Raw genomic sequence first — 21941 nt, forward strand, 5'->3', positions numbered from 1 at the left:
CGGGCGGTCGTGATGACCGCCCGTTTTTATTTTTGGATATCTGGCTAGACTGACCGGCTACTCCGCAGCAATAAGGTCACTTGTCCGTTGATTTTCCGGCAAGGCCATATCGTGTTGCAGCTTGGCGCGCAGTTCGTCAATAGAACGGATACGTTTGATCTCGTCAAAACAGGCTTCACCCTGGGTGTGGCTTTTGCGGATCAGGGCCATCCATTGTTTGATACGCCCGGCCTGATGATTTTCCGACGCACCATCTGACGCCATCAGATCGCAATAGGCCAGCAACATGGACAGAACATCCGCCCAGCTTTCCTTGGGCAGGTGTGATCCGCCTTCAAATGCCTTGATCCGGTTGGCAAGGTCAGGGGCGGCAATGGCGCCCCTGCCGATCATAAAGCTGTCGCAGCCCGATATATCGCGGCATTTCTGATAATCCGCGACATCCCAAATCTCGCCATTGCCGGTCATGCCAATGGAAATGGCTTCGCGAATGCGCGCAAGATATTCCCAATGCGCCGGCGGTTTGTAGCCTTCCATCTTGGTACGCGCATGCACAGTCAGGTGCTGCGCGCCGCCGGCCTCAACCGCACGCGCAATATCAAGGAACATTTCCTTGTCGGAATAGCCAAGCCGGACCTTGGCACTGACCGGGATGTGATCCGGCACCGCACGGCGCACGGCCGAAACGATTTCATAAAGGTTTTCAGGACATTTCAAAAGCGACGCACCGGCTTCGCGCTTGTTCACGGTCTTGGACGGGCAGCCGAAATTGATATCAATGCCCGGCGCGCCAAGCTCAACCGCGACAACCGCGTTTTCGCCCATCAGTTCCGGGTCATGGCCCATTAGTTGAACCAGAACCGGCACACCCGAAAGGGTCTTGCCACCGTTCAAAAGTTCCGGGCAATAGCGATGAAACACATGTGCCGGAAACAGGTTCTGCGACACACGGATAAACTCGGTCACGCACAGGTCGAACCCGCCGGCAGCACTCAGCAATTGCCGAACCCGCCAGTCAACAAGTCCTTCCATCGGTGCCAGCACCAAGTGCGTCATCGGGTTTACCCAGTTTCAGAAAATCAGTTGGCGGGTTTTACCACAAACCGTCCAAACCTGTCGGTGAAAAATCACAGATCAGCCTTGCCGTCCTGCGAGGACCCTTGGTGAAATACGGCAGAAATAGCGCATTGCTGACACGGTTTCAGCGAAATTGGCGGCTAGCTTTGAACCATCAAAAACAACAATGAAAGGGCAACTTCATGCTCTATATCTTTGAAAGCGCGCTTGATGAAGTCGAAGCGGTCTCGCGCGAAGCCCGTGAAAAACTCTCCGGCCTTGAACAGGTTTTGCAATCAACCTCCGAAAGCATCCGGGTCCTTCAGGAACGTCTTGAACAGACAGCCGGTTGATAGTTTTGGATCATTCTTGATCCATGTCTTTGAAACGACACATCGGTTGGTCCATGCTGGGTGTTATGTTAACCAGCCTGAATGTTGCCGGTGCCCACGGTGCCGCAGTGACGTCGCCGATAGCAAAACAAGGAGGATTGCAGGATGCTGTATATCGTAGAAAAAGCCCTGGATGAGCTCGAGTCCGTGCCGACCGAAAAGCGCGAAGGCCTCAAGCATCTTGATCAGGAAATCAACGATGCGGTCGAGAAGCTCAAAATCCTGAAAGAAAAGCTGAAAGCGGCTGAAAACAAGTAAGCCAGCCACAGCGAAATGGTTTAAGAGGCCGCGCGTTTTGTGCGGCCTTTTGTTTTGCCTATTTCGCGGCGATCTTGATCAGGCCCAGCAATTCCTCGACCGCGGCGGTCGGGTTGGTAGTGCCCGATAAAACGTCAGCCTCAAGCGCCTGAATTCGGCTTGCCACGTCATCGCGCGCGGTAAAGGTTTCAAGCAACCGGTCACGCAGCATCGTCCACATCCAGTCATGTTGCTGGCGGGCACGCTTGGCGGTGAACTCGCCTTCCTTTTCCATCACAGCGCGGTGCTGGTTGATCAGATCCCAGATGTTATCAAGCCCGTCATTGATCAGCGCTGAAACCATCACCGATTGCGGCCGCCAATATTTGCTGGTGGGCTGCATGATTCGCAAAGCTGAGGAATACTCACGTTTTGCTTCACGCGCCTTTGCCGGGTCGGCATCGGCCTTGTTGACCGCAATCAGATCGGCAATTTCAAGCACACCCTTCTTGATGCCCTGAAGCTCATCCCCCGCACCGGGTAACATCAGGACAAGGAAGAAGTCGGTCATCTGCGCGACCATGGTTTCGCTTTGTCCGGCGCCAACGGTTTCGACCAGAACCACATCAAAACCGGCCGCCTCGCACAGAAGGATGGTTTCGCGCGTCATGCGATTGACCCCGCCCAGATACCCACTGCTGGGTGATGGGCGGATATAGGCATTGGGATCAATCGAAAGTTCGTTCATCCGGGTCTTGTCGCCCAAAATGGACCCGCCGGATCGTGCGCTGGTCGGATCAACCGCAAGCACGGCTACCTTTTTACCAGCCCTGGTCAGGTTTTTGCCAAACGCCTCGATAAAGGTCGATTTGCCAACACCGGGAACCCCGGTAATGCCGATGCGCTGCGATCCGCCCGTGTTGGGCATGAGTTCGGCCAGAACGGCTTGTGCCTGTTCGAAATGTTTGGGATTGCGGCTTTCAACCAGCGTAATCGCACGCGACAAAATGGTGCGATCACCGGCCAGAACACCCTTAACGATTTCATCGGTTGAAAGCACGCGTCTGCGCACGGCCTTGCGCGGGCTGACCGTGCCGCCCGAGCCTGCAGGTATGGTGCGCAGCGTTTCTTTCACCAGGCGTTCCTTGAATATGGCGCGTCTCACGCCAGCAAAGCGTTACGTCGGGTTGGAAGGAAGCGGCGATCAGGCCCCTTCCTCGCCAGACTGATTAAGCTTTTCTAGCAGGTCGCCAGCCGCTTCGGCAATGACCGTTCCGGGCGGGAAGATCGCCTCGGCCCCGGCTTCGAACAGTTTGTCGAAGTCCTGCGGCGGGATCACGCCGCCGGCAACAATCATGATGTCTTCACGGCCAAGCTTATCAAGTTCGGCCCGCAGCTGCGGCACAAGGGTCAGATGACCGGCGGCAAGCGAGCTTGCCCCCACGATATGAACATCGTTTTCCACTGCCTGTTTGGCGGCTTCTTCCGGGGTCTGGAACAGCGGGCCGATATCGACATCAAAGCCAAGATCGGCAAAGGCCGTTGCGATCACCTTCTGCCCACGATCATGACCATCCTGCCCCATCTTGGCGATCAGGATCCGCGGACGGCGGCCTTCATTGGCCTCAAACTGCGTGATCAGGCGATCAACCTTGGCCAGCGCTTCGTTATCAGCGCCGACCTCTGTTTTATAAACGCCGGAGATGGAGCGAATAACCGCCTGATGACGGCCATAGACCTTTTCAAGCGCATCGGAAATCTCGCCAACCGTACATTTGGCACGGGCCGCCTCGACAGCCAGTTCAAGCAGGTTACCATTGCCAGCATCGGCGGCATTGGTCAGCGCGGTCAGGGCACTTTCAACTGCTGCGTTGTCACGCTCCGCACGCAGACGTTCAAGCTTGGCGATCTGTTGACGACGGACTTCGGCGTTATCGACCTGAAGCACATCAACCGGGCGATCATCAGTCACACGGTATTTGTTCACACCGACCAAGGTTTGACGGCCGCTATCAATGCGGGCTTGCGTGCGGGCCGCAGCTTCTTCAATACGCATTTTAGGAATGCCGGCTTCAATCGCCTTGGCCATGCCGCCCTGTTCTTCGACCTCGGCGATATGGGCCCATGCCTTTTCCGCCAAATCTCGGGTCAGGCGTTCGACATAGTATGAACCACCCCACGGATCGATAACATTGGTGGTGCCGCTTTCCTGTTGCAGGAACAGCTGGGTGTTACGCGCAATCCGGGCCGAGAAATCGGTCGGCAGGGCCAATGCTTCGTCCAGTGCATTGGTATGCAGCGACTGGGTGTGGCCTTGGGTGGATGCCATGGCCTCAACACAGGTACGGATGACGTTGTTAAACACATCCTGTGCGGTCAATGACCAGCCCGACGTCTGGCTGTGGGTGCGCAGCGACAGCGATTTCGGGTTTTGCGGATCAAACTGTTTGATAAGCTTGGCCCAGATCATGCGGGCCGCGCGCATCTTGGCGATTTCCATGAAGAAGTTCATGCCAATCGCCCAGAAGAACGACAGACGCGGCGCGAATTTATCAATCGGAAGGCCTGCTGCCTGACCGGCACGGGCATATTCGATGCCATCGGCCAGGGTATAGGCGAGCTCAAGATCAGCCGTCGCACCGGCTTCCTGCATGTGATAGCCGGAAATCGAGATCGAGTTGAATTTCGGCATGTTTTGCGAGGTAAAGGCAAAGATGTCCGAAATGATCCGCATCGATGGTTTCGGCGGATAGATATAGGTGTTGCGCACCATGAACTCTTTCAGAATGTCATTCTGAATGGTGCCCGAAAGCTGTTCGTGCGCAACGCCCTGTTCTTCGGCTGCTGCGATATAAAGCGCCATCACCGGCAGAACCGCACCATTCATGGTCATGGAAACCGACATCTCATCAAGCGGGATGCCATCAAAAAGGGTGCGCATGTCATAGATGCTGTCAATCGCCACACCGGCCATGCCAACATCACCTGCGACGCGCGGATGATCGCTGTCATAGCCGCGATGGGTCGCCAGATCGAAGGCAATCGAAAGCCCCTTTTGCCCGGCGGCAAGGTTACGGCGATAAAACGCGTTCGATTCCTCGGCTGTCGAGAAACCGGCATATTGGCGGATTGTCCAGGGACGTTGCACATACATGGTCGGGTAGGGGCCGCGCAAAAACGGCGGCATGCCCGGCATGGTGTTCAGGTGATCAATGCCATCCAGATCCTTGGGCCCGTAGGATGATTTGACATCAATGCCTTCTGGCGTGGTCCAGGGCGTGCTTTCAAACGGGTCCTTGGCACCTGCGGACGCGCCATCAAACAGCGGAAGGTCGGAGAAATCAGGAATGCGGGTCATGGTTATTTCTCCCCCTGTTTGCCAAGAAGATGATCAAGTGCGGTACCGCAAATGGCAAGGACATCGGCCCCGACAAAAACAAACTCGTTAATGCCGGCTGCTTCGTAATCGGACCTGGCATCGCCCGGCTGGCCAGCAAGATAAACCATGCTTGCCCCCTTGGCTTTCAGCGCCTTGGCAACATCCGCTGCCATGTCGGCATATTGCGCGTCTGATCCGCAAATGATGGCGATTTTCGCCCCGCTGTTGCCAAAGGCGGTTGCAACATCATCGGCATTGGCAAAGCCGTTATTGGTGATCGCCTCGATCCCGCCTGCTTCAAAGAAGTTGCGCGCAAAGGTCGCGCGTGCCGTGTGCTGGGCAACCTTGCCAAGATTGGCCTGGAAGACCTGCGGGAAGGATCCGGTCTTTGCCTTATGCGCATCAGACCGTTTGCGAAGCGCTTCGTAACGTTCGGCAAGTCGATGGGCGGGCAGGGCGCCGATACATGTCGCGGCACTGGTGCCATAAAGATCGGTAAACATGTGCCCGATGGTGGCACCTGCGCGCGCGGCCTCAATCATGGCGCTCAGGCTTTTGCCGACCGTGCCATCAAATTTGGTCTGGCGGGCCTTGGCATCTGCAACGATTGCCTCAAGGTCCGGCTTTTCGCAGGTTACTTTGGCTTCTGTGATGTTGGGAAATTCCGACACACCGGTCAGCGGATTACGACGGGTCGACAGGCGGTTTTCACGCGCATTCCAAACGGTCTCGATCTCGGTCTTGAGACTGCCATTGGCAAGGGCACTTAGAATACCACCCGAAGATTCAAGCGACTGGAATTTCGTCCAGGCGGCCTTCGCCAGCTCCTTGGTCAGGTTTTCAATAAACCACGAACCACCAGCCGGATCGATGACCCGGTGCACGTTGCTTTCTTCCTGTAAAATCAGTTGGGTGTTGCGTGCAATACGGCGTGCAAAGCCATCTGGCAGGCCAATCAGATGATCATAAGGCAGGCAGGTCACACTGTCCGCACCACCCAGACCGGCGGCAAAGCTGGTGACCGTTGTGCGCAGCATATTGACCCACGGATCAACCTTGGTCAGGGCCATTTCGGCTGAAACCGCGTTGACCGTAATCGTCGCATCCTCGGCACCCGATGCCGAAAGGACGCGGCTCCACATCATGCGAAGGGCACGCAGCTTGGCGATCCCGGCAAAGAAGTCGGTGCCGATGGCAACGTTAAACACCATCGCACCCGCGGCCTGATCAACCGCCATCCCGGCATCGGTCAGGGCGCGCAAATAGGTCACCCCGCTTGCCAGCAGGCAGGCCAGTTCCTGACCATCGGTGGCCCCGGCATTGTAATAAGGTGCGCCATTCACTGAAATTGCGGTTGCCAGCGGGAACAGATCAATCAGCTCGACCGCAACGCTTGCCGCATGATCAACCGCATCCTGTGCGCCACAGGGCAGGGTGCCAGTGGACGCAAGGGTTCCGATCGGATCAATGTTAAAGGCCGGTGCGGCTTCGTCGGCACCATCGGTATTTGCGATATGGGCGGCCAGAAGTGCTGCGGCCGGAACACCTGCCGCCCCGGCATCAAGTCCGACGGTGGCAAGGTTGGTGTAAACATCCTCAAGCGCGGCATCGAGATCGGCCAGACAATGAATGGCAATACCGTCAACACCGACCTCGGCAGAACTGATTTCGCGCCCGGCACGGGCGGCGGCATCAAGTTTTAGCGTGATCGAGGTCGCCCCATTTTCAAGGTCCTCAAGGATCGCGGCATTGGTGGCCTTGGGATCGGGATGGGTATGAAGCTGGCGGATATCCCAGCCGGTCACGGTTTCGCGCGGCTCGACCGTGGCATTAAGAACTTCGTGGATCAGCCGGGTCGCGTCATCCTGATCATCATTTGTATAGATCGGCTGAACGGAAAACCCATCAAGCGTATTGGTGACGAGCTTCTTCTCGAACGGTGCCCCCTTAAGGGCCTCTTCGGCAAGCTTGCGCCAACTTGCGTAATCAGCAGATGGAAATTCGGATGCGAGCTTTAGCGGGTCGGACATGGTTTCTCCCGGCTTGGTATGTCCCGTCCTTGATGCGACTCCATATGGGGTCTTCATATGGCGTTGGGCACGGAACTTTGCCAAATTCTATTCTACTACGGATTCCCAGTACCCGGTACACCCCGCCCGGCCCATTTCATGCCAAGAAAACACCATCGGTATTCTGACTCGCGAGAAAGCCTGCAAAAAGGCCGTCACGCTTACAGTTGCGGGGGCAGTTCCGGGCTTGGCCAAAGTGCGCTAAGGCACGGCCGCACCGGATTCCCGATCCTATTTTCCGGTCACATTCGCGACATGGCGGTTTATAGCACCTGTCCCTAATTCCGTAAATAGGCATGGAAATACCTATTTAGGCGGATATCGATCCCGACAAATCAGGTTTCCGTAACGTTATGTCGGCGGAAACGTTGGGGTTTTGCACGTTGTTCGTGGTTTGCGCGTCACATGGTTCCGATCATTGCGGCCTTATACTTTCGCGGCACGGGTGCGAGATCGGGGTGAAGCCGGAACATTGCGTGGCAAAAATTTGGCGGGTTTAACCAATTTGACATTTTCGTCTGTCAGTTTGGACTTGTCCCAAAACTCGGAGTATCGCCATCCATGAACGCGCTCAGCGCCATGCCGTCGCAATTCTGTCCTGATGGACTGGTTGCGTTCGCCGACGACAGTCCCAGCGCCAAGGCAGCCCTTGAAACAGTGTTGCGTCGGGCAGGATATGACGTGGCCGGTTTTGATTGTGCCGATGATCTGATTGATCAGCTGGACGGGCTTTATCCCCGTGCCATCATCCTTGATATTGAAATGCCGGGTATGAGCGGCTTTGAAGCGTTCTGCGAAATTCGCCGCCGCTATCCCAACAGCCAAAACGTGCCGGTTTTCTTCTTCTCGGCCCATTATGACGCCGACACCCGCGCACAAGCCGATGCGCTTGGGGCGGCCGATTTCATCAGCAAGGACGCCAGCCCGAAAGTGGTGCTCGAGCAACTCAATCGGGTGCTGGGCCATTCCATCAGTGCCTGCTAGCAGTGCTGGGAGACCAGCCCTGCCTTGATCAATCCTGAACGGATCGCCACGCCCTGCCTTATGCAGGGCGTTGTTGTCTGTGGGTCCTGTGCGTCTCCTCGCCCAGGGAAATGATGCTGTCTGCCGCACCATGCACATGATAAAGCCGATCTGTCGGCAAGGTGGTTGCCGGATCAATCGCAGGCTTCTTGGCAAGCCGATCATAGATCGGCGCCAGCGGCACATTCATCGCGTCAAACAACTGATCGTAACTTTCCAGAACGAAATAGGTTTTCTGGAAATCATCAATCGCGTAATCCGTGCCCATGACGCGTTCAAGCTCGAACGCAACCCGATTTGGCGTGGGATCGGTCACCGAATAGATGGTTTCGGTTTGCGATGACAACATGCCCGCACCATAGGCGCGCAAGCCATGCGGGGTCATGATCAGGCCAAACTCCACCATATACCAATACATCCGCGCCAGCTGTTTCAGGCCGCCCATCGCAATGGCTTCGGGGCCCTTGGCGCCATAGGCCGCCAGATAGTCGGCAAAGGTCGGGTCATAGAGCATCGGCACATGACCAAAAAAGTCATGGAAGATGTCGGGTTCGACCAGATAATCCATTTCCTCTGGCTTGCGCAGCCAGACCGTGACCGGGAACCGCCGATTGGCAAGATGGTCAAAAAACACATCATCTGGCACCAGCCCCGGAACCGCGACAAGATGCCAGCCGGTCGCCGCATGAAGCTTCTCGCTGACCCGGCCGAAATGCGGAATCTGATCCGCCGCATCAAGTTTCATCAGATTGCGAATGTAATCCTCGGCGGCATAACCGGGCAAAATGCGCGACTGGCGGTCATAAAGCTTGCGCCATAGTTCGTGCTCGGCCTCGGTATATGTGCTCCAGTCCTGATCGATGGTGTAGTCGTCATTGATGTGGCTGTAGTCACCACGCAGATCGTTTCCCTGATTCATGGCCGTCCTCTTTCGGGTTCTATTGCCGATTTACAAGGATCATTTTACATCAACTCTAATGTCATTTTCTGGCCAATAGGGCATCGAAATCGGGTATGATGTGCATATTGTGACCTTGTTGGTTTGATTTGGGGTTTAAAATGACCGACGTGACGCTAAGCGCGACTGATATCCGGATCTTGCAGGCCCTGCAAAAGGATGCCGCCATCAGCAATGTTCAACTGGCCGAAATGGTCGGCATGTCGCCATCGCCGTGTTTGCGTCGGGTCAAACAGCTTGAGGCATCCGGGGTGATCAAACGTCAGGTCGCCCTTCTGGATCGCAAGAAACTTGGCTTTGGGGTGCTGGCGACCATTCAGGTCCGCTTGCAAAGCCATACCGAACAGGGGGCGGAGGATTTTGCCCGCGCGATGAATGATCTTCCGGAAATTCTGTCCTGCTGGGCGATGACGGGGCGGCAGGATTTCCTCCTGGTGTCCGTGGCGCGCGATATCGAAAGCTTTGGCGATTTTGTTACCCATCAGTTGCTTTCAATGCCCAATGTGCGCGATGTGCAATCCAGTCTGGTTTTAAAGGAATACAAGAACCTGACAGCCATACCGTTGCCGAAAGGCGGTTAAAGGTATCGGAAAGACGTATGCGGGGCCGGGTGCAAATGCACCCGGCCCAGTCTTTGGTGGCAGTCGCAATCAGGTGCCGAGACCACCCGCGATATTGATGGTCTCGCCAGTGATGTACCCGGCATGCGGACCAGCAAAAAAGGCGATGGTTTCAGAAACTTCCTCCAACGTAGCAATACGTCGGATCGGATGCATATCGAGAAGCGCATCCGGGATGTCATCCCCAAGGACTTCAGTTGCCATCTCTGTTGGCATCACACCGGGCTGAATGACATTCACCGTGATGTTGCGTCCACCGAGATCGCGGGCAACACCCTTGGCATAGCCGACAAGGGCAGCTTTGGTTCCAGCATAATCAGCAGCGCCGGCAAATGGAACGTAACTACCAAGCAATGAGCCGATAAAGATGATGCGGCCACCGTTGGAAAGCCTGGGTGCGGCCGCACGGGTATTGGCGATCGTTCCCATGACATTGACCTGCCACTGACGGTTATAATTTTCGCCATCAAGTTCGGGATCATCCACCGACTGTCCCTGTATGGCGATGCCTGCATTATTCACAAGAATGTCGAGTTTGCCGAATTCGGCAATCACGGCGTCAATCAACGGCTTGGCAGAGGCCAGATCGGATTGATCGCTTTTGATGGCGATCGCGCGAACGCCTTTTGATCCGAGCCTATTGACGACGGCCTTGGCCTTTTCGTCAGAGGACGCATAGCTGATGGCAACATCTGCGCCAAGATCGGCAAGCTTTTCAGCTGTTGCCGCGCCGAGGCCACGAGAACCACCCGTGACAAGAGCAACTTTTCCGCTGAGAACTGCGGTCATGATAAAACCTTTCTGTGTGAGGAAACTGGTCGCAGAATTCGGCGACCAATATTTCATAACGATCATTACGATAATGCTAGTTATGAAAACTGGACATGACCTGTCAAGTGGTTTAGTAACGGTCGTTACGAAAAAGAAGGATCGGTTTGATGGGACGTCATCGCGAATTTGATGTGGAAAAGGTACTTGACGCTGCACTGCGCGTTTTCTGGCGTAAAGGCTACGAGGGCGCGTCTTATGCCGATCTGACAGAAGCGACCGGTGTAGAACGCCCGGCCCTTTATTCCGCGTTTGGTAATAAAGAAGCCCTGTTTCGTAAGGCGCTGGACCGCTACTACGAGCACTATCTTGATTTCATTCCGGTTGCGCTCGACCGCCCGACGGCGCGGGAAGTTGCCGCCCACATTCTTTATCAGGCCGCTGAGCTGCATACGCGCTATGCCGACCATACGGGCTGTCTTGGCATCAATGGTGTTCTTGCCGGATCAGACGATGCTGAGGCTGTGCGAAAAGCACTGATTGATGCCCGCGCAGAGGGCGAGGCAATGCTTCGCAAGCGATTCGAAAAGGCAAAGACCGAGGGTGACTTGCCAGCATCTACTGATGCTGCGGCGCTTGCGTCATTCGTTCTCACCGTCCTGCATGGCATGGCCGTGCAGGCCAAGGCAGGCTTCAGCCGCGAACGCCTCGAACGTATTGCCGATCAGGCACTTTGCGCCTGGCCGCAAGCATGACGCTACCTCTATTCATCGTGATCTTGCGACAATCAACGCTCTGCCCTGACAGGGTGTTTTTTATATCTGCGAAGGCTGGTCTTGCTTGCCTTCACGCCCATATTTCGGGCATAGCATGATCAGGGTTCATACCTCGGTCGACCCCAAGTCCATCCAGCCCCGGAGCTTCGCGAAATGCCTCAGTCCCCAGTGCCCCTTGCCGCCAACCCGATCCTTGCAGAAGCCACACGCGGCGATATGGTCGAAAGTTTCCATCGCGGGCGCTACGTCGTGATGACGTCTGACGGGACAGTGGTTGATCAGGGGGGCGATATTGATGCGCTGATGTATCCGCGATCGGCGATCAAACCGCTTCTGGCCATTCCGTTTGTTGAAAGCGGCGCGGTAGAGGCCTTCGGGCTTGAGGACAAACACATTGCCCTTGCCTGTTCATCGCATAATGGCGAGGAAGAACACGCCCAAACCGTAAAGGCGTGGTTGGAGAAGATCGGTCTTTCGGTCGATACGCTGGAATGCGCCCCGCATTATTCACTCAGCCTGAATGCAGCGATTAAACAGGCGTCTGATCATGTGAGCCTGACGAAGGCGCACAACAATTGCTCTGGCAAGCATTCCGGGTTCCTGTCGACCGCGCAGCAGTTGGGCGAAGATCCGAGCGGCTATATCGAAGAATCCCATCCGGTTCAGCAACGCCTGATCAAGGTGTTGGAAGAAATGGGGGATTGCGATCTGTCTTCGACCCCGCGCGGTATTGATGGATGTGGCATTCCGGTGATTGGCATGCGGTTGCGTGATCTGGGCCTTGCCATGGCGCGGATGGCAGATCCGGTGGGCCTTGATGCCAAACGTATTGATGCGATCAAGCGCATCCGCAAGGGCTGTGCAAATGCGCCCTTCATGGTTGCCGGAACCGGGCGTTTTTGCACCGGTATCATGGAAGAATGCGGTGAAGATGCACTGGTCAAGGTCGGCGCAGAGGGGGTCTATTGCGCGGCCTTCCCCAAACAGGGGCTTGGTGTGGCGCTTAAGATCGATGATGGCACCCAGCGCGGGGCAGAGGTTGCGATGGGCGCGATCCTGCGCAAACATGGCGTGATTGATGACGCCAAGGCAGAGGTCCTTAAAAAATACCTGACCCCGGTTCTGACCAACTGGGCGGGCAAATATGCCGGGGACTTGCGCCCGGCCTTCTGATCAAAACGGGGAATAGATGCAAAGCATTGCGGCCTATATCTTTGCGGCGATTGCCGAAATTGCCGGGTGTTTTGCCTTCTGGGCCTGGCTTCGGTCCGGGAAATCGATCCTTTGGGTCGTGCCGGGTGTGGCATCCCTGATTGTCTTTGCCTGGCTTCTGACCCGGGTTGAGGCCGACTTTGCCGGGCGGGCCTATGCGGCCTATGGCGGGGTTTACATCACGGCATCAATCTTCTGGATGTGGGTGGTTGAACGCACCACCCCCGACCGCTGGGATGTAACCGGATTGCTGGTTTGCCTTTTGGGGGCCGGGATCATCCTGTTTGCCCCGCGTTAGGTCTTGGTTTTTTCGGATTTTTCGTCGGACTTTTTGCCGGTGCGGTCTTCGGCGGGCAGAAGCACGCGGAATGTCGTTCCCTTTCCCATGTCGGTTTCAAACCAGATGCGCCCGCCGTGGCGCACCGTGACGATGTCATGGGTGATCGAAAGTCCCTGTCCCGTGCCCTTGCCAACTTCCTTGGTGGTAAAGAACGGGTTGAACACCTTTGACCGGTTTTCCTTGGCTATACCGGTTCCGTTGTCGGAAATCGAAATCAGGATGCTGTCATCAAGCGACGTGGTCTTGACCGTGATGTGACCTTCATCGGGTTTGCGCCCGGCCGCCTGAATGGCCTGTGCCGCGTTGACGATCAGGTTGAGGAAGACCTGATTGACCTCGTTGATGTGGCACGGAATATGCGGGATTTCCGGATCGAATTCCTCGGTGATGTCGGCATTGTGTTTCCATTCATTGCGTGAAATCACAATCACGTTCGACAGGACCCGGTTGATGTCGGTGGTGGTTTTTTCCGTCCCGCCGGGGTGGGAGAATTCCTTCATCGACAGGACAATGCGTGCCACCTGATTGATGCCATCAAGGGATTGCTGGGTGGCATGCGGGATTTCTTCAAGCAGGAATTCAAGATCGGAATCACGCATTTGTCGGGCGAAATCCTCAAACGTATTTGGCGGCAAATTTGCGCGGTTTTTCCACAAGGTCTGCAAGGCTAGACCAAGCATGCGCGAAAGCGCCCCGTAACTGTCATTGAGGAACTTCAGGTTATCACGGATGTACTGGCTGGGTGTGTTGATTTCATGGGCAATGCCACCTGCCAGATGGCCAATCGCCTCAAGTTTAAGGGCTTCGCGCAGGTCTTCCTCAAGCTTCTTTTGCGCGACTTCCGCATTCTTGCGTCGGGTGATGTCGCGGAAAATGTAAAGGTAACTCATCTCGGAGGCGAAATTGGCAGGACTTACGATGATTTCCATCGGAAAGCTGTCGCCATCAAGGCGCTGCGCCATGGTTTCGGTATAGTCATATTTCAGCACACCACTGCTGATATTGATGCAGCGGTTCAAAAGCTTGTGGCGCACCGTTGCCTTGCGATCAATGAACATCACATCGACGGAAGTACCCAGCAACTCATCGCCGGTTGCGCGCAGGATTTCGGCGGCTGATTTGTTGAAGTCCTGGATCATGCCGGTGGCGTCAATGATCAGGATCCCCTCGACAACGCTATCAAGAATGGTCTTGAGCCGCTGCATGGTTTCCAGCTTGCGGCGCTTCTGTTCACCCATCAGTGCCAGGAAGTGGGCGCGAACGTCTTCTGGCGCATCAATTTCCTTGGCGGCCTCAAGCAAATCCGCCCCCGATGTCAGATCGGATGTGCCACTCAGGATCTTGGTGTCGTGCAGGTTTTCATTCTTTTCAGACATCAGGACCCTCCGCCCGCGGCAACCTGGTCATGCCCGCCGCGGCGAACACGAATGGGCTCATGGAACTGGTGAAGTTCCTGAAAAACGCGCAGCCGCTGGATCTGAATCTCGGAAACGTAGTTGCCATGGGTCAGCAAGATATGCCCGTCGCGCGTTTCGATATCGGTCAGCAGGAAATCCCCGATCCGCAGGTTCTTGAGGTAAATGTCGTGCTCCGTCCCGGTCGGATAGGCGACTTTGTCATAGGACGGGTCTTCCTGGGCAAGGATCGCCTCGATCTGGTTCAGTAGTTCCGGGTCATAGCGTTCAGGCTTGTGGCGCAACTCGTCAAAGTGCTGTTTGACGACAAGATCACTTTCGACAATTTTGCCAAGGTCGTTGAAAATCCGAAGCACGCGCGCACCCAACGGAATTTCCGTGCCAAGCGGGCCTTCGGCCGGGAAGCCCGATCCGTCAAAATTGCGGTTTTGCAGATACACAATACCGGCAACTTGTTCCAGACGCGGGATATTGGAAATCAGTTTGCGTGCCACCTCGGGTGTGCGACGGACCACGTCACGTTCAAGCGGCTGAAGCGGCTTTTCATCGCCAAGACGGGCAAGGATTTCCGGCGGCAGGGAGACATAGCCAATGGGCGCCAGTAACGCGGCCAACCCCAATTCCCACGGATGCGGGTAGCCGATCTGTTTGGCAATGGTATCGCACCAAAGCTTGGCGCGCATCGCCTTGCCAAAAATCGCCGGATTAAGTTGTGCCAGCACCTCGGTCAGGACCTTTACACTGCCCGCCAGGGTCTGTTCGATCAGCGCCTTTTCCGCGGTGATCAACTGATATTGGCGCAAGCCCGCCTTAACACCGGCAATCAGGTCCTCGTCCTCGCACGGCTTGTTGAAAAAGCGGAAAATATGCCCCCGGTTGATTGCTTCGACCGCTGTATGCTGGTCGGCATTGCCGGTCAGCATCATGTTGACTGTGTCGGGGCTGAGTTTGGCAACCTCGGCCAGTAACTTCACACCGTCCATGTCGGGCATGCGCATGTCGGCAACACAAACCGCATATTTGTTGCCCGCCTTGATTTTCTCAAGCGCCTGAAGCGGGCCGACCGCCGTGTCGAAATCGAACTTGCCGCGCAGCTTGCGCTTAAGTCCCATCAACAGGTTTTCATCGTCATCAACGAAGAGTACAGGGGGATTCTGTGTCATAATCTCTCTCCCTTACATGTCCATTTCGCGGTATTTTTCTTCGACCACGCGGGCAATTTCGCGCCAGACCGGCAACCGGTTGGCTTTTCCCAGACGTTCAAGATATTCAAGGTCAATGCGGCTTTCAGGCGCCTGGCCGGTGCGGCTTTCAATGGCGACTTCGCGTGCCAGATGCTGGGCGATATAGATTGCGCTAAGCGCATTCATTTCGGTATGCCGCGTGTCTTGCGGGCGATGGTGATAGGCAACCGTCTGCACCATGGCGCTTGGAAAGCCCCACAGACCCAAAAGGTACGCACCAATTTCCGGGTGGGACGCGCCAAACTGGTCACGTTCGGCAACGTTAATCGGAATGTCTTCGGTTTCGACCCGCTTGATGACCTCGGCCATTTCATTGGCGCGATAGGCATAAAGGATCAAGCTGCCGGTATGGCTCAGCATGCCCACAGCTGCCATGACACTGATCACTTCCTTCGGAAGCTTTTCCTGTTCGGCGATCAAGGTGGCGACAACGCCAAGCTGCTGGCTGCGTTTGCACAGTTGCATCATCCGCGTGACCGCCGGCTTGGGGCCGTCAAAACTGCGAAACAGACCGATAAACAGCGCAAGCGCCTTAAGCGTATCGACGCCAATCATGCGGATGGCTTGCGAGACAGATGTGATTTTCTGGCTGACCGCAAAATACGCAGAATTGGTCAGCTTCAGGATTTCGGCGGTTAACGCAATGTCCGATGCAACGATGGTCGTAAGCTGCTCGTTGCTGGTCAGCGGGTTTTCCAATGCCTTGACAAGGTTGGTATAGGTTATCGGCGGGGAGGCCAGTGCATCAATCCCGCCAACAAGTGCACGCAGGTCCGGATTGGTCAGAAGGTTACGCAGATCAAGCGCGTTCTCGATGGTTTCGACCAGCATCTGATCATCACACGGTTTGGCCAGATACTGGTGCGCCGGGCCAACCGTGCGCAGGATTGCCTCTTCCTCGGCAAAACCCGACAGAATGATACGCGCGCTATGCGGGTGTTTTTCCTGCATGATGGTCAAAAGTTCTGCGCCATCGGTTCCGGGCATGCGCATGTCGGAAACGACGACATCCGGTTCCATTTCGGCAGCCTTCGCCAAGGCGCTTTCCGCGTCATGCGCGAAATGCAGCTCCCAGCCGGACCGGACCGAGCGTAACCGGCGACGCAAACCATCCAGAATATTTTTGTCATCATCGACAAAAAGGATGACGCTCATTTTCACCTCATGCGTGTGCTCCATGGTCTATACATGGGGCCTGCAAAGGATCTTTGATAGTCCGCATATGTGGAGGGTTGTGTCCTTTTTGCCCCTTTTTCTGACGACGGCGCACATCAGGACACGTGATCTAGTTGTTGGTCAGTTCGCGGTATTTGCCGGACACAACAGCCGCAATATTGGTCCATTCTTCAATGTGGCTCTGCTTGCCGATCTGGGCGAGATATTCCTGATCGATCGTGCTTTCGACCGTCCGTCCGGCATCACGATCGGCAATTTCACGTGTCAGATGTTGCGCAACATAGATCGCGGTCAAGGCCGTCATTTCCTGGTGCGGTAAATCCATTGGCCGATGATGATAGGCAACTGCCTGAATGACCGGGGCAGGGAACCCCCACAATCCAAGCAAATAGGCACCGATTTCGGCATGTCCGGCCCCGAATTGTTCGGCCTCCGCCTGATCAATTGAAATGCCTTCTTTTTCAACACGGTCAATGACCGCCTGCATCTCATCGGGGCGCTTGGTATAAAGGATCAACGTGCCGATGTGACTAAGCATCCCGATGGATGGCACAGCGTGACAAATTTCACGCGGAAGCCGTTCATATTCGGCAATCAGGGCGGCAGTAACGCCAATCTGCTGGGAGCGGTGGCACAGGCGTTTAAGATTGGCTGCCTGACTGGCCGGGCCGTCAAAGCCGCGATATAGACCGACAAAAAGGGCCAGTGCCTTAAGCGTTTCCATCCCCAGCATCCTGACCGCATGCGCGACCGACGAAACATTCTGGGTCACTGCGAAATAGGACGAGTTGGTCAGTTTCAAAACTTCGGTGGTCAGCGCGATATCGGACTCAACAATTTTGCTGATGGTATCAAGCGCGTAATTCGGGTTCGAAAAGGCCGTTTCCAGACGCATATAGGTGTCGGGCGGCGAGGCGAGGCTCTTGGAACCAGCGACAAGGGTCCTAAGTTCGGGGCTTCGTAATAACTGACGCAGACCCAGGGCGTTTTCGATACTGTCGACCAGGGTTTCATGATCGCAAGGTTTGCTCAGAAACTGGTGTGCCGGGCCGATGGTACGCAGATAGGATGCGTTATCGGCATGACCGGTCAGAATGATACGTACGGCATCGGGATGGGTTTTCTGCAAGGTTTCAAGCAAGGTTACACCGTCCATGCCAGGCATCTGGATGTCTGAAACGATGACGTCGAGATCCTTGTTTTCGGCAAGTTCGATGGCCTCAGACCCGCTATTGGCGAAATGCAGGTTCCACTCGGGACGGGTGCTGCGCAGACGTCGGCGCAATCCGTTCAGGATGTTGGCATCATCATCAACAAACAGAATGTGGTGCATTTTACCCGCTTCTTCTTAAATACATTTTGCAGATGGGGGCGGGCGGAACCCCATACAAGATCGCAAAATCACAGGCCGGTTGCCTGCGTGGTCCGGCCCATATATGGCGCTGCCGTTGCAAACACATTGCTCCGCAATATCGACCGCACGATTGTCAGATCCGCAACAGGGCGCAAGAAAACCATGCAACGCGATAAGTATTGTGTAATCATATATTTATGCCAGTGAACCAGGGGGCTTAATTGTCATGTTTTGTCAGAATGTTCACTGTCATTGACGGGTATACTTTATAAGAATTTTCGGAACCTTGGCGTCCATGCGCTGTTTCCGATTGATCGGGGGTACCGCCCACCAAATGACAACACGCACCGAACTGGTTGATGCAATCAAAAAGCATCAGCTCTTTATCATGAAGCAGCCCGGCGGTCGGCGATTGCAGCTCCGCAATGGCAACCTGTCGCGCATCAAGATGAGCAAGATCAGTCTTGAAGATGCGGTGCTTCCCGGTGCCAATTTCATCCAGGCCCAGATTCAGGATGTCAAATTTGATTTCTGTGATCTGTTCGGAACAAACTTTGTCGAGGCTAATCTCGAAGGTTCAAGCTTCATGCGCGCCGACTTGCGCGGTGCCAACATGGCGCGTGCCAAACTGCGCAATGCCAACCTGACGGGTGCCGATCTTCGATCTGGTGTGATGGTGATTGTCGATGCCGGACGCGAAAAAAAGGTCAAACGACAAACAGATCTGACCAACGCAGACCTTCAGGGATCGGTGCTGTCCGGTGCCAATCTGGCCGAAAGCAACATGTCCGGTGCCCGGCTTGCCGATGCGGATCTGAGCGACGCCAACATGTTTGCCGTCAACCTTGCCGGCGCGGATCTTTCGGGCTGCAACCTGTCGGGCGCAAAGCTCAAGAACGCGAACCTCAAGGGTGCAAAGCTCAAGGATACGCTTTTGCTGGGCACCGACTTGTCTGGTGCCAATCTGCGCAATGTTGATCTGTCGAACGTTGATCTGTCGCAGGCCAATACGTCAAATTCGATTGGCAGCAAGGCTGCAACGCCTTTGCCCGATGATATTCGCATCTTGCTCAATGCCCATACCGAGTGGCTGACAAGTGGCGGCATATCGGGCGCACGCCTTGATGTAACCGGTCGTGATCTGACCGAACTTGATTTCACCGGGTTTGATCTTTCAGCGGCATGTTTTGATGATTGCATCCTGCGCGGTGTTTTGCTGGTCGATACCATTCTGGTCATGGCATCGATGCGCAATGCCGATTTGTCCCGCGCCCGACTTAGCGGGTCGATCATGAACGGTGTGCGGATGTCCTATGCCAACTGCACCAAGGCCGTGCTTCAGGGCGTCAAGTTCGGTGGGGTTGAACAGCGTGATGCCAAGGGACAGAAAACGGGCGAGGTCTGGCGCGCAGACCTTCATGCGACGGACTTTTCACACGCTGACCTTCGAAACTCGGTTTTTGATGAACCCCACATGAAGGGGGCCAAGCTTTCCAAGGCCAATATTTCCGGTGTTGCCTTTGGTGAAACGGACTTAAGCGACGTCGATCTTGATGGTACCAACACCGGCTCGATTCTGACCGGCATCATTCCGCGCAAGGTTTAACTCCTAACCCCAATAAGGTTAGGTTTTTTAGGCCTCAGGATAGGTTTTTCCGCTTTTTACATCCCCAAAACGCGTCGATTTTGCGCAATGTCGTAAACATGTTGCGTCACCCGAAATCTGCTGCATTCTATAACCCTAAATAAAAAAAATATAAATTAGATCTTGGGGTTTTCTACTGAATGTCATCGCGTTCGGAATTGATTGATTCAATCAAAAAGCATCAACTGTATCTCAATCAAAAGCCCGGCGGCGTGCGCATGCAAAAGCGCAACTGCAATCTTTCCCGCATCAAAATGAGTAAGATCAGCCTGAAAGAGGCGGTATTGCCCGGTGCAAACTTCATTCAGGCATCGGCGCGCGACGTTTGTTTCGATTTCTGTGACCTGTTTGGCGCAAACTTTGTTGAGGCTGATCTCGAAAATTCGACCTTTGAACGCGCCGATCTGCGCGGGGCCAATATGGCACGGTCCAGTTTGCGCAATGCCAACCTGAACGGCATTGATTTGCGCGCAGGCATCATGGTGGTCCTTGAAGGGGCTCGTGAACGCACGGTCAAACGCGAAACCGACATGTCAAATACCGACCTCGAAGGTGCGATGATGTGGGGGGCCAATATGGCCGGTGCCAACATGTCCGGATCGCGCCTTGCGCATACCGATATGAGTGACGCCAACATGTTTGCCGTCAACCTCGAAGGCGCTGATCTGACCGGGTGCAAGATGAATGGCGCAAAGCTTCGCAATGCCAACCTCAAGGGGGCGAAGCTTGCCGGGACGGAACTTGTCGGGGCGGATCTGAGCGGTGCGAACCTGCGCAATGTCGACTTGCAGGATGTCGATTTGTCGCAGGCCAACACATCCTACTCAATCGGTGGCGGTACGCCGACGGCCCCGCTGGTTGATGATATTCGCGAACTTGTAAACGGCCATAGCACGTGGCTGGCAACCGGCGGCAAAACCGGCATGCCAATGATTGCTGCCGGTCGCGATTTGTCGGGCATGGACTTTTCGGGCATGGACCTGTCGGGCGCCGTCTTTGACAAATGCATTTTGCGCGGCACGCTTTTTGTCGATACCATTCTTGCCATGTGTTCGATGCGCGAAGCCGACATGCATAAAATCCGCATGAATGGTGCGGTGCTGGATGGTGTGCGCATGGCGGGATCAGACTGTAGCGAGGGTGTGTTTCAGGGCGTTCACTTTGGCGGTGTCGATCAGCGCGACAAGAAGGGCGAGAAGACCGGCGTCGTCTGGAACGCGGATCTTTCGGATGTCAATTTCGAACAGGCCGATTTGCGCAACTCGGTATTTGACGAAGCCAAGATGAAGGGCGCCAATCTGACCAAGGCAAACGTTGCCGGCGTCGCCTTTGGCGCCACGGATCTAAGCGAAACCGAACTTGAAGGTGCCAATGTCGGCCTGATCCTTAATGGCTATATTCCCGGCAAGAGATAACCTCTGCCGGTCACGACCCGAAAACGTAAAACGCCGCCCTCAGTGAAGGCGGCGTTTTTTTAGTGCGCAGGACTATGATCGCCTAGCTGCGGTAATCCGCATTGATCGAGATGTAGCCATGCGTCAGATCACAGGTCCAAACCGTGGCCGCGCCATCGCCAAAGCCAAGATCGGCATCAATGTCGATATACTGGCCCTTGATGTGGGCTTCGACCGGGCCTTCGTCGTAATCGGCAACACGTTCACCGTTCTTGGCCAATGTAATGCCACCGATTGCAACACTCAGCTTGTTCGGATCGGCGGTTACACCGCATTTACCAACTGCCATGACGATACGGCCCCAGTTGGCGTCTTCACCGGCAATCGCGGTTTTGACAAGCGGGGAGTTGGCAATGGCCTTTGCGGCAGTCTTGGCTTCTTTTTCGTTCACGGCACCGGTGACCTTGACGGTGATGAATTTCGAAGCACCTTCGCCATCGCGAACGATCTGATGGGCAAGATCACGCAGCACGTCTTCAAATGCTGCCTTGAACGCGGCAAGTTCCGGATCGTTGACGTCACTGATTGCGTCATTGCCCGCCTTGCCGGTGGCAGCCACCAGAAGCGTGTCCGATGTCGAGGTATCGCTATCAACCGTAATCGCGTTGAAGCTGCGATTGTTGCAATCGGCCAGAATGGCTTGCAGCACATTGTGCGGCAGGGCGGCATCGGTAAACACAAAGCTCAGCATGGTTGCCATGTTCGGCTCGATCATGCCCGATCCCTTGGCGATACCGGCAATGGTCACGGTCTTGCCATTGATGGTCGCGGTGGCCGACGCGCCCTTGGGGAAGGTATCGGTGGTCATGATGGCCTTGGCGGC

At 55.3% G+C, this 21941-nt stretch carries 20 protein-coding genes and 1 riboswitch; of the genes, 9 read left to right on the forward strand and 11 right to left on the reverse strand.

Annotated features, from left to right (window positions below):
• Nucleotides 1–57: 57 nt before the first annotated feature.
• Nucleotides 58–1056 (reverse strand): tRNA dihydrouridine synthase, encoded by a 999-nt coding sequence (locus B2T33_RS18300; RefSeq protein WP_286792822.1) that lies wholly within the window; start codon nucleotides 1054–1056, stop codon nucleotides 58–60.
• Between the two features lie 203 nt (nucleotides 1057–1259).
• Between B2T33_RS18300 and B2T33_RS18305 the strand changes: the two genes are divergently transcribed.
• Entirely contained in the window at nucleotides 1260–1409 is a 150-nt protein-coding gene (locus tag B2T33_RS18305; RefSeq protein ID WP_157097702.1) for a hypothetical protein, read from the forward strand.
• Nucleotides 1410–1553: 144 nt separating this feature from the next.
• The gene (locus B2T33_RS18310) at nucleotides 1554–1706 is read left to right on the forward strand and encodes a hypothetical protein (protein WP_157097701.1); all 153 of its coding nucleotides are present in this window, start codon (nucleotides 1554–1556) and stop codon (nucleotides 1704–1706) included.
• Between the two features lie 58 nt (nucleotides 1707–1764).
• Here the strand turns inward: B2T33_RS18310 and meaB are convergent, their stop codons facing one another.
• The 3 genes from meaB to B2T33_RS18325 form a co-directional block, all read right to left on the reverse strand.
• Nucleotides 1765–2820 (reverse strand): methylmalonyl Co-A mutase-associated GTPase MeaB, encoded by a 1056-nt coding sequence (meaB, locus tag B2T33_RS18315; RefSeq protein ID WP_286792823.1) that lies wholly within the window; start codon nucleotides 2818–2820, stop codon nucleotides 1765–1767.
• Between the two features lie 69 nt (nucleotides 2821–2889).
• Nucleotides 2890–5043 carry a methylmalonyl-CoA mutase gene (gene scpA / locus B2T33_RS18320; protein WP_286792824.1) on the reverse strand — a complete coding sequence of 718 codons (2154 nt, stop codon included), beginning with the start codon at nucleotides 5041–5043 and terminating at the stop codon, nucleotides 2890–2892.
• A gap of 2 nt (nucleotides 5044–5045) precedes the next feature.
• Nucleotides 5046–7094 (reverse strand): methylmalonyl-CoA mutase family protein, encoded by a 2049-nt coding sequence (locus tag B2T33_RS18325; protein ID WP_286792825.1) that lies wholly within the window; start codon nucleotides 7092–7094, stop codon nucleotides 5046–5048.
• Nucleotides 7095–7230: 136 nt separating this feature from the next.
• A riboswitch (cobalamin riboswitch) is annotated at nucleotides 7231–7409 on the reverse strand.
• A 285-nt stretch (nucleotides 7410–7694) separates the two neighbouring features.
• On the opposite strand from B2T33_RS18325, the gene B2T33_RS18330 reads away from it, so the two are divergent.
• A complete protein-coding gene (locus tag B2T33_RS18330; RefSeq protein WP_008888386.1) occupies nucleotides 7695–8117 on the forward strand; it encodes a response regulator in 423 nt (140 codons plus the stop codon).
• A 58-nt stretch (nucleotides 8118–8175) separates the two neighbouring features.
• Here the strand turns inward: B2T33_RS18330 and phhA are convergent, their stop codons facing one another.
• A complete protein-coding gene (phhA, locus tag B2T33_RS18335; protein ID WP_286792826.1) occupies nucleotides 8176–9075 on the reverse strand; it encodes a phenylalanine 4-monooxygenase in 900 nt (299 codons plus the stop codon).
• Between the two features lie 140 nt (nucleotides 9076–9215).
• On the opposite strand from phhA, the gene B2T33_RS18340 reads away from it, so the two are divergent.
• Complete coding sequence (locus B2T33_RS18340) at nucleotides 9216–9695, forward strand: Lrp/AsnC family transcriptional regulator (RefSeq protein WP_197146095.1); 480 nt, start codon at nucleotides 9216–9218, stop codon at nucleotides 9693–9695.
• Nucleotides 9696–9764: 69 nt separating this feature from the next.
• Here the strand turns inward: B2T33_RS18340 and B2T33_RS18345 are convergent, their stop codons facing one another.
• On the reverse strand, nucleotides 9765–10523 hold the full coding sequence (locus B2T33_RS18345) for an SDR family NAD(P)-dependent oxidoreductase (protein WP_197146094.1): 759 nt from the start codon (nucleotides 10521–10523) through the stop codon (nucleotides 9765–9767).
• A gap of 149 nt (nucleotides 10524–10672) precedes the next feature.
• On the opposite strand from B2T33_RS18345, the gene B2T33_RS18350 reads away from it, so the two are divergent.
• From B2T33_RS18350 to B2T33_RS18360, 3 genes are all read left to right on the forward strand, one after another.
• Nucleotides 10673–11257 carry a TetR/AcrR family transcriptional regulator gene (locus B2T33_RS18350; RefSeq protein WP_197146093.1) on the forward strand — a complete coding sequence of 195 codons (585 nt, stop codon included), beginning with the start codon at nucleotides 10673–10675 and terminating at the stop codon, nucleotides 11255–11257.
• 174 nt (nucleotides 11258–11431) lie between these two features.
• Nucleotides 11432–12451 carry an asparaginase gene (locus tag B2T33_RS18355; protein WP_197146092.1) on the forward strand — a complete coding sequence of 340 codons (1020 nt, stop codon included), beginning with the start codon at nucleotides 11432–11434 and terminating at the stop codon, nucleotides 12449–12451.
• A gap of 16 nt (nucleotides 12452–12467) precedes the next feature.
• Nucleotides 12468–12788, forward strand: coding sequence for a YnfA family protein (locus tag B2T33_RS18360; RefSeq protein WP_120224147.1), 321 nt, complete (start codon nucleotides 12468–12470; stop codon nucleotides 12786–12788).
• Here B2T33_RS18360 and B2T33_RS18365 read toward each other — a convergent pair.
• The 4 genes from B2T33_RS18365 to B2T33_RS18380 form a co-directional block, all read right to left on the reverse strand.
• Nucleotides 12785–14206 carry a two-component system sensor histidine kinase NtrB gene (locus tag B2T33_RS18365; protein WP_286792827.1) on the reverse strand — a complete coding sequence of 474 codons (1422 nt, stop codon included), beginning with the start codon at nucleotides 14204–14206 and terminating at the stop codon, nucleotides 12785–12787. The two genes, B2T33_RS18360 and B2T33_RS18365, sit on opposite strands and share 4 nt — an antisense overlap.
• Entirely contained in the window at nucleotides 14206–15408 is a 1203-nt protein-coding gene (locus tag B2T33_RS18370; RefSeq protein WP_286792828.1) for an HD domain-containing phosphohydrolase, read from the reverse strand. Before B2T33_RS18370 ends, B2T33_RS18365 begins: the two co-directional genes overlap by 1 nt.
• A 12-nt stretch (nucleotides 15409–15420) precedes the next feature.
• Nucleotides 15421–16644 (reverse strand): response regulator, encoded by a 1224-nt coding sequence (locus tag B2T33_RS18375; protein ID WP_286792829.1) that lies wholly within the window; start codon nucleotides 16642–16644, stop codon nucleotides 15421–15423.
• 130 nt (nucleotides 16645–16774) lie between these two features.
• Nucleotides 16775–17998 (reverse strand): response regulator, encoded by a 1224-nt coding sequence (locus tag B2T33_RS18380; RefSeq protein WP_286792830.1) that lies wholly within the window; start codon nucleotides 17996–17998, stop codon nucleotides 16775–16777.
• A 355-nt stretch (nucleotides 17999–18353) separates the two neighbouring features.
• On the opposite strand from B2T33_RS18380, the gene B2T33_RS18385 reads away from it, so the two are divergent.
• Complete coding sequence (locus tag B2T33_RS18385) at nucleotides 18354–19625, forward strand: pentapeptide repeat-containing protein (protein WP_286792831.1); 1272 nt, start codon at nucleotides 18354–18356, stop codon at nucleotides 19623–19625.
• Nucleotides 19626–19804: 179 nt separating this feature from the next.
• The gene (locus B2T33_RS18390; RefSeq protein WP_008888376.1) at nucleotides 19805–21079 is read left to right on the forward strand and encodes a pentapeptide repeat-containing protein; all 1275 of its coding nucleotides are present in this window, start codon (nucleotides 19805–19807) and stop codon (nucleotides 21077–21079) included.
• Between the two features lie 82 nt (nucleotides 21080–21161).
• Here the strand turns inward: B2T33_RS18390 and argJ are convergent.
• A partial coding sequence (gene argJ, locus B2T33_RS18395; protein ID WP_286792832.1) for a bifunctional glutamate N-acetyltransferase/amino-acid acetyltransferase ArgJ occupies nucleotides 21162–21941 on the reverse strand: 780 nt, incomplete at its 5' end.

Source organism: Thalassospira sp. UBA4513 (assembly GCF_002388495.1).
Lineage (GTDB): Bacteria > Pseudomonadota > Alphaproteobacteria > Rhodospirillales > Thalassospiraceae > Thalassospira > Thalassospira tepidiphila.

Excerpts from the sequence above, each read along its gene's own strand:
- B2T33_RS18325 (WP_286792825.1), bottom strand. The coding sequence starts at position 7,094 with ATGTCCGACCCGCTAAAGCTCGCATCCGAATTTCCATCTGCTGATTAC.
- B2T33_RS18330 (WP_008888386.1), top strand. The coding sequence starts at position 7,695 with ATGAACGCGCTCAGCGCCATGCCGTCGCAATTCTGTCCTGATGGACTG.
- B2T33_RS18360 (WP_120224147.1), top strand. The coding sequence starts at position 12,468 with ATGCAAAGCATTGCGGCCTATATCTTTGCGGCGATTGCCGAAATTGCC.
- B2T33_RS18310 (WP_157097701.1), top strand. The coding sequence starts at position 1,554 with ATGCTGTATATCGTAGAAAAAGCCCTGGATGAGCTCGAGTCCGTGCCG.
- B2T33_RS18305 (WP_157097702.1), top strand. The coding sequence starts at position 1,260 with ATGCTCTATATCTTTGAAAGCGCGCTTGATGAAGTCGAAGCGGTCTCG.
- B2T33_RS18300 (WP_286792822.1), bottom strand. The coding sequence starts at position 1,056 with ATGACGCACTTGGTGCTGGCACCGATGGAAGGACTTGTTGACTGGCGG.
- B2T33_RS18385 (WP_286792831.1), top strand. The coding sequence starts at position 18,354 with ATGACAACACGCACCGAACTGGTTGATGCAATCAAAAAGCATCAGCTC.
- B2T33_RS18340 (WP_197146095.1), top strand. The coding sequence starts at position 9,216 with ATGACCGACGTGACGCTAAGCGCGACTGATATCCGGATCTTGCAGGCC.
- B2T33_RS18375 (WP_286792829.1), bottom strand. The coding sequence starts at position 16,644 with ATGAGCGTCATCCTTTTTGTCGATGATGACAAAAATATTCTGGATGGT.
- B2T33_RS18345 (WP_197146094.1), bottom strand. The coding sequence starts at position 10,523 with ATGACCGCAGTTCTCAGCGGAAAAGTTGCTCTTGTCACGGGTGGTTCT.
- B2T33_RS18355 (WP_197146092.1), top strand. The coding sequence starts at position 11,432 with ATGCCTCAGTCCCCAGTGCCCCTTGCCGCCAACCCGATCCTTGCAGAA.
- B2T33_RS18390 (WP_008888376.1), top strand. The coding sequence starts at position 19,805 with ATGTCATCGCGTTCGGAATTGATTGATTCAATCAAAAAGCATCAACTG.
- B2T33_RS18380 (WP_286792830.1), bottom strand. The coding sequence starts at position 17,998 with ATGCACCACATTCTGTTTGTTGATGATGATGCCAACATCCTGAACGGA.
- scpA (WP_286792824.1), bottom strand. The coding sequence starts at position 5,043 with ATGACCCGCATTCCTGATTTCTCCGACCTTCCGCTGTTTGATGGCGCG.
- B2T33_RS18350 (WP_197146093.1), top strand. The coding sequence starts at position 10,673 with ATGGGACGTCATCGCGAATTTGATGTGGAAAAGGTACTTGACGCTGCA.
- B2T33_RS18370 (WP_286792828.1), bottom strand. The coding sequence starts at position 15,408 with ATGACACAGAATCCCCCTGTACTCTTCGTTGATGACGATGAAAACCTG.
- phhA (WP_286792826.1), bottom strand. The coding sequence starts at position 9,075 with ATGAATCAGGGAAACGATCTGCGTGGTGACTACAGCCACATCAATGAC.
- B2T33_RS18365 (WP_286792827.1), bottom strand. The coding sequence starts at position 14,206 with ATGTCTGAAAAGAATGAAAACCTGCACGACACCAAGATCCTGAGTGGC.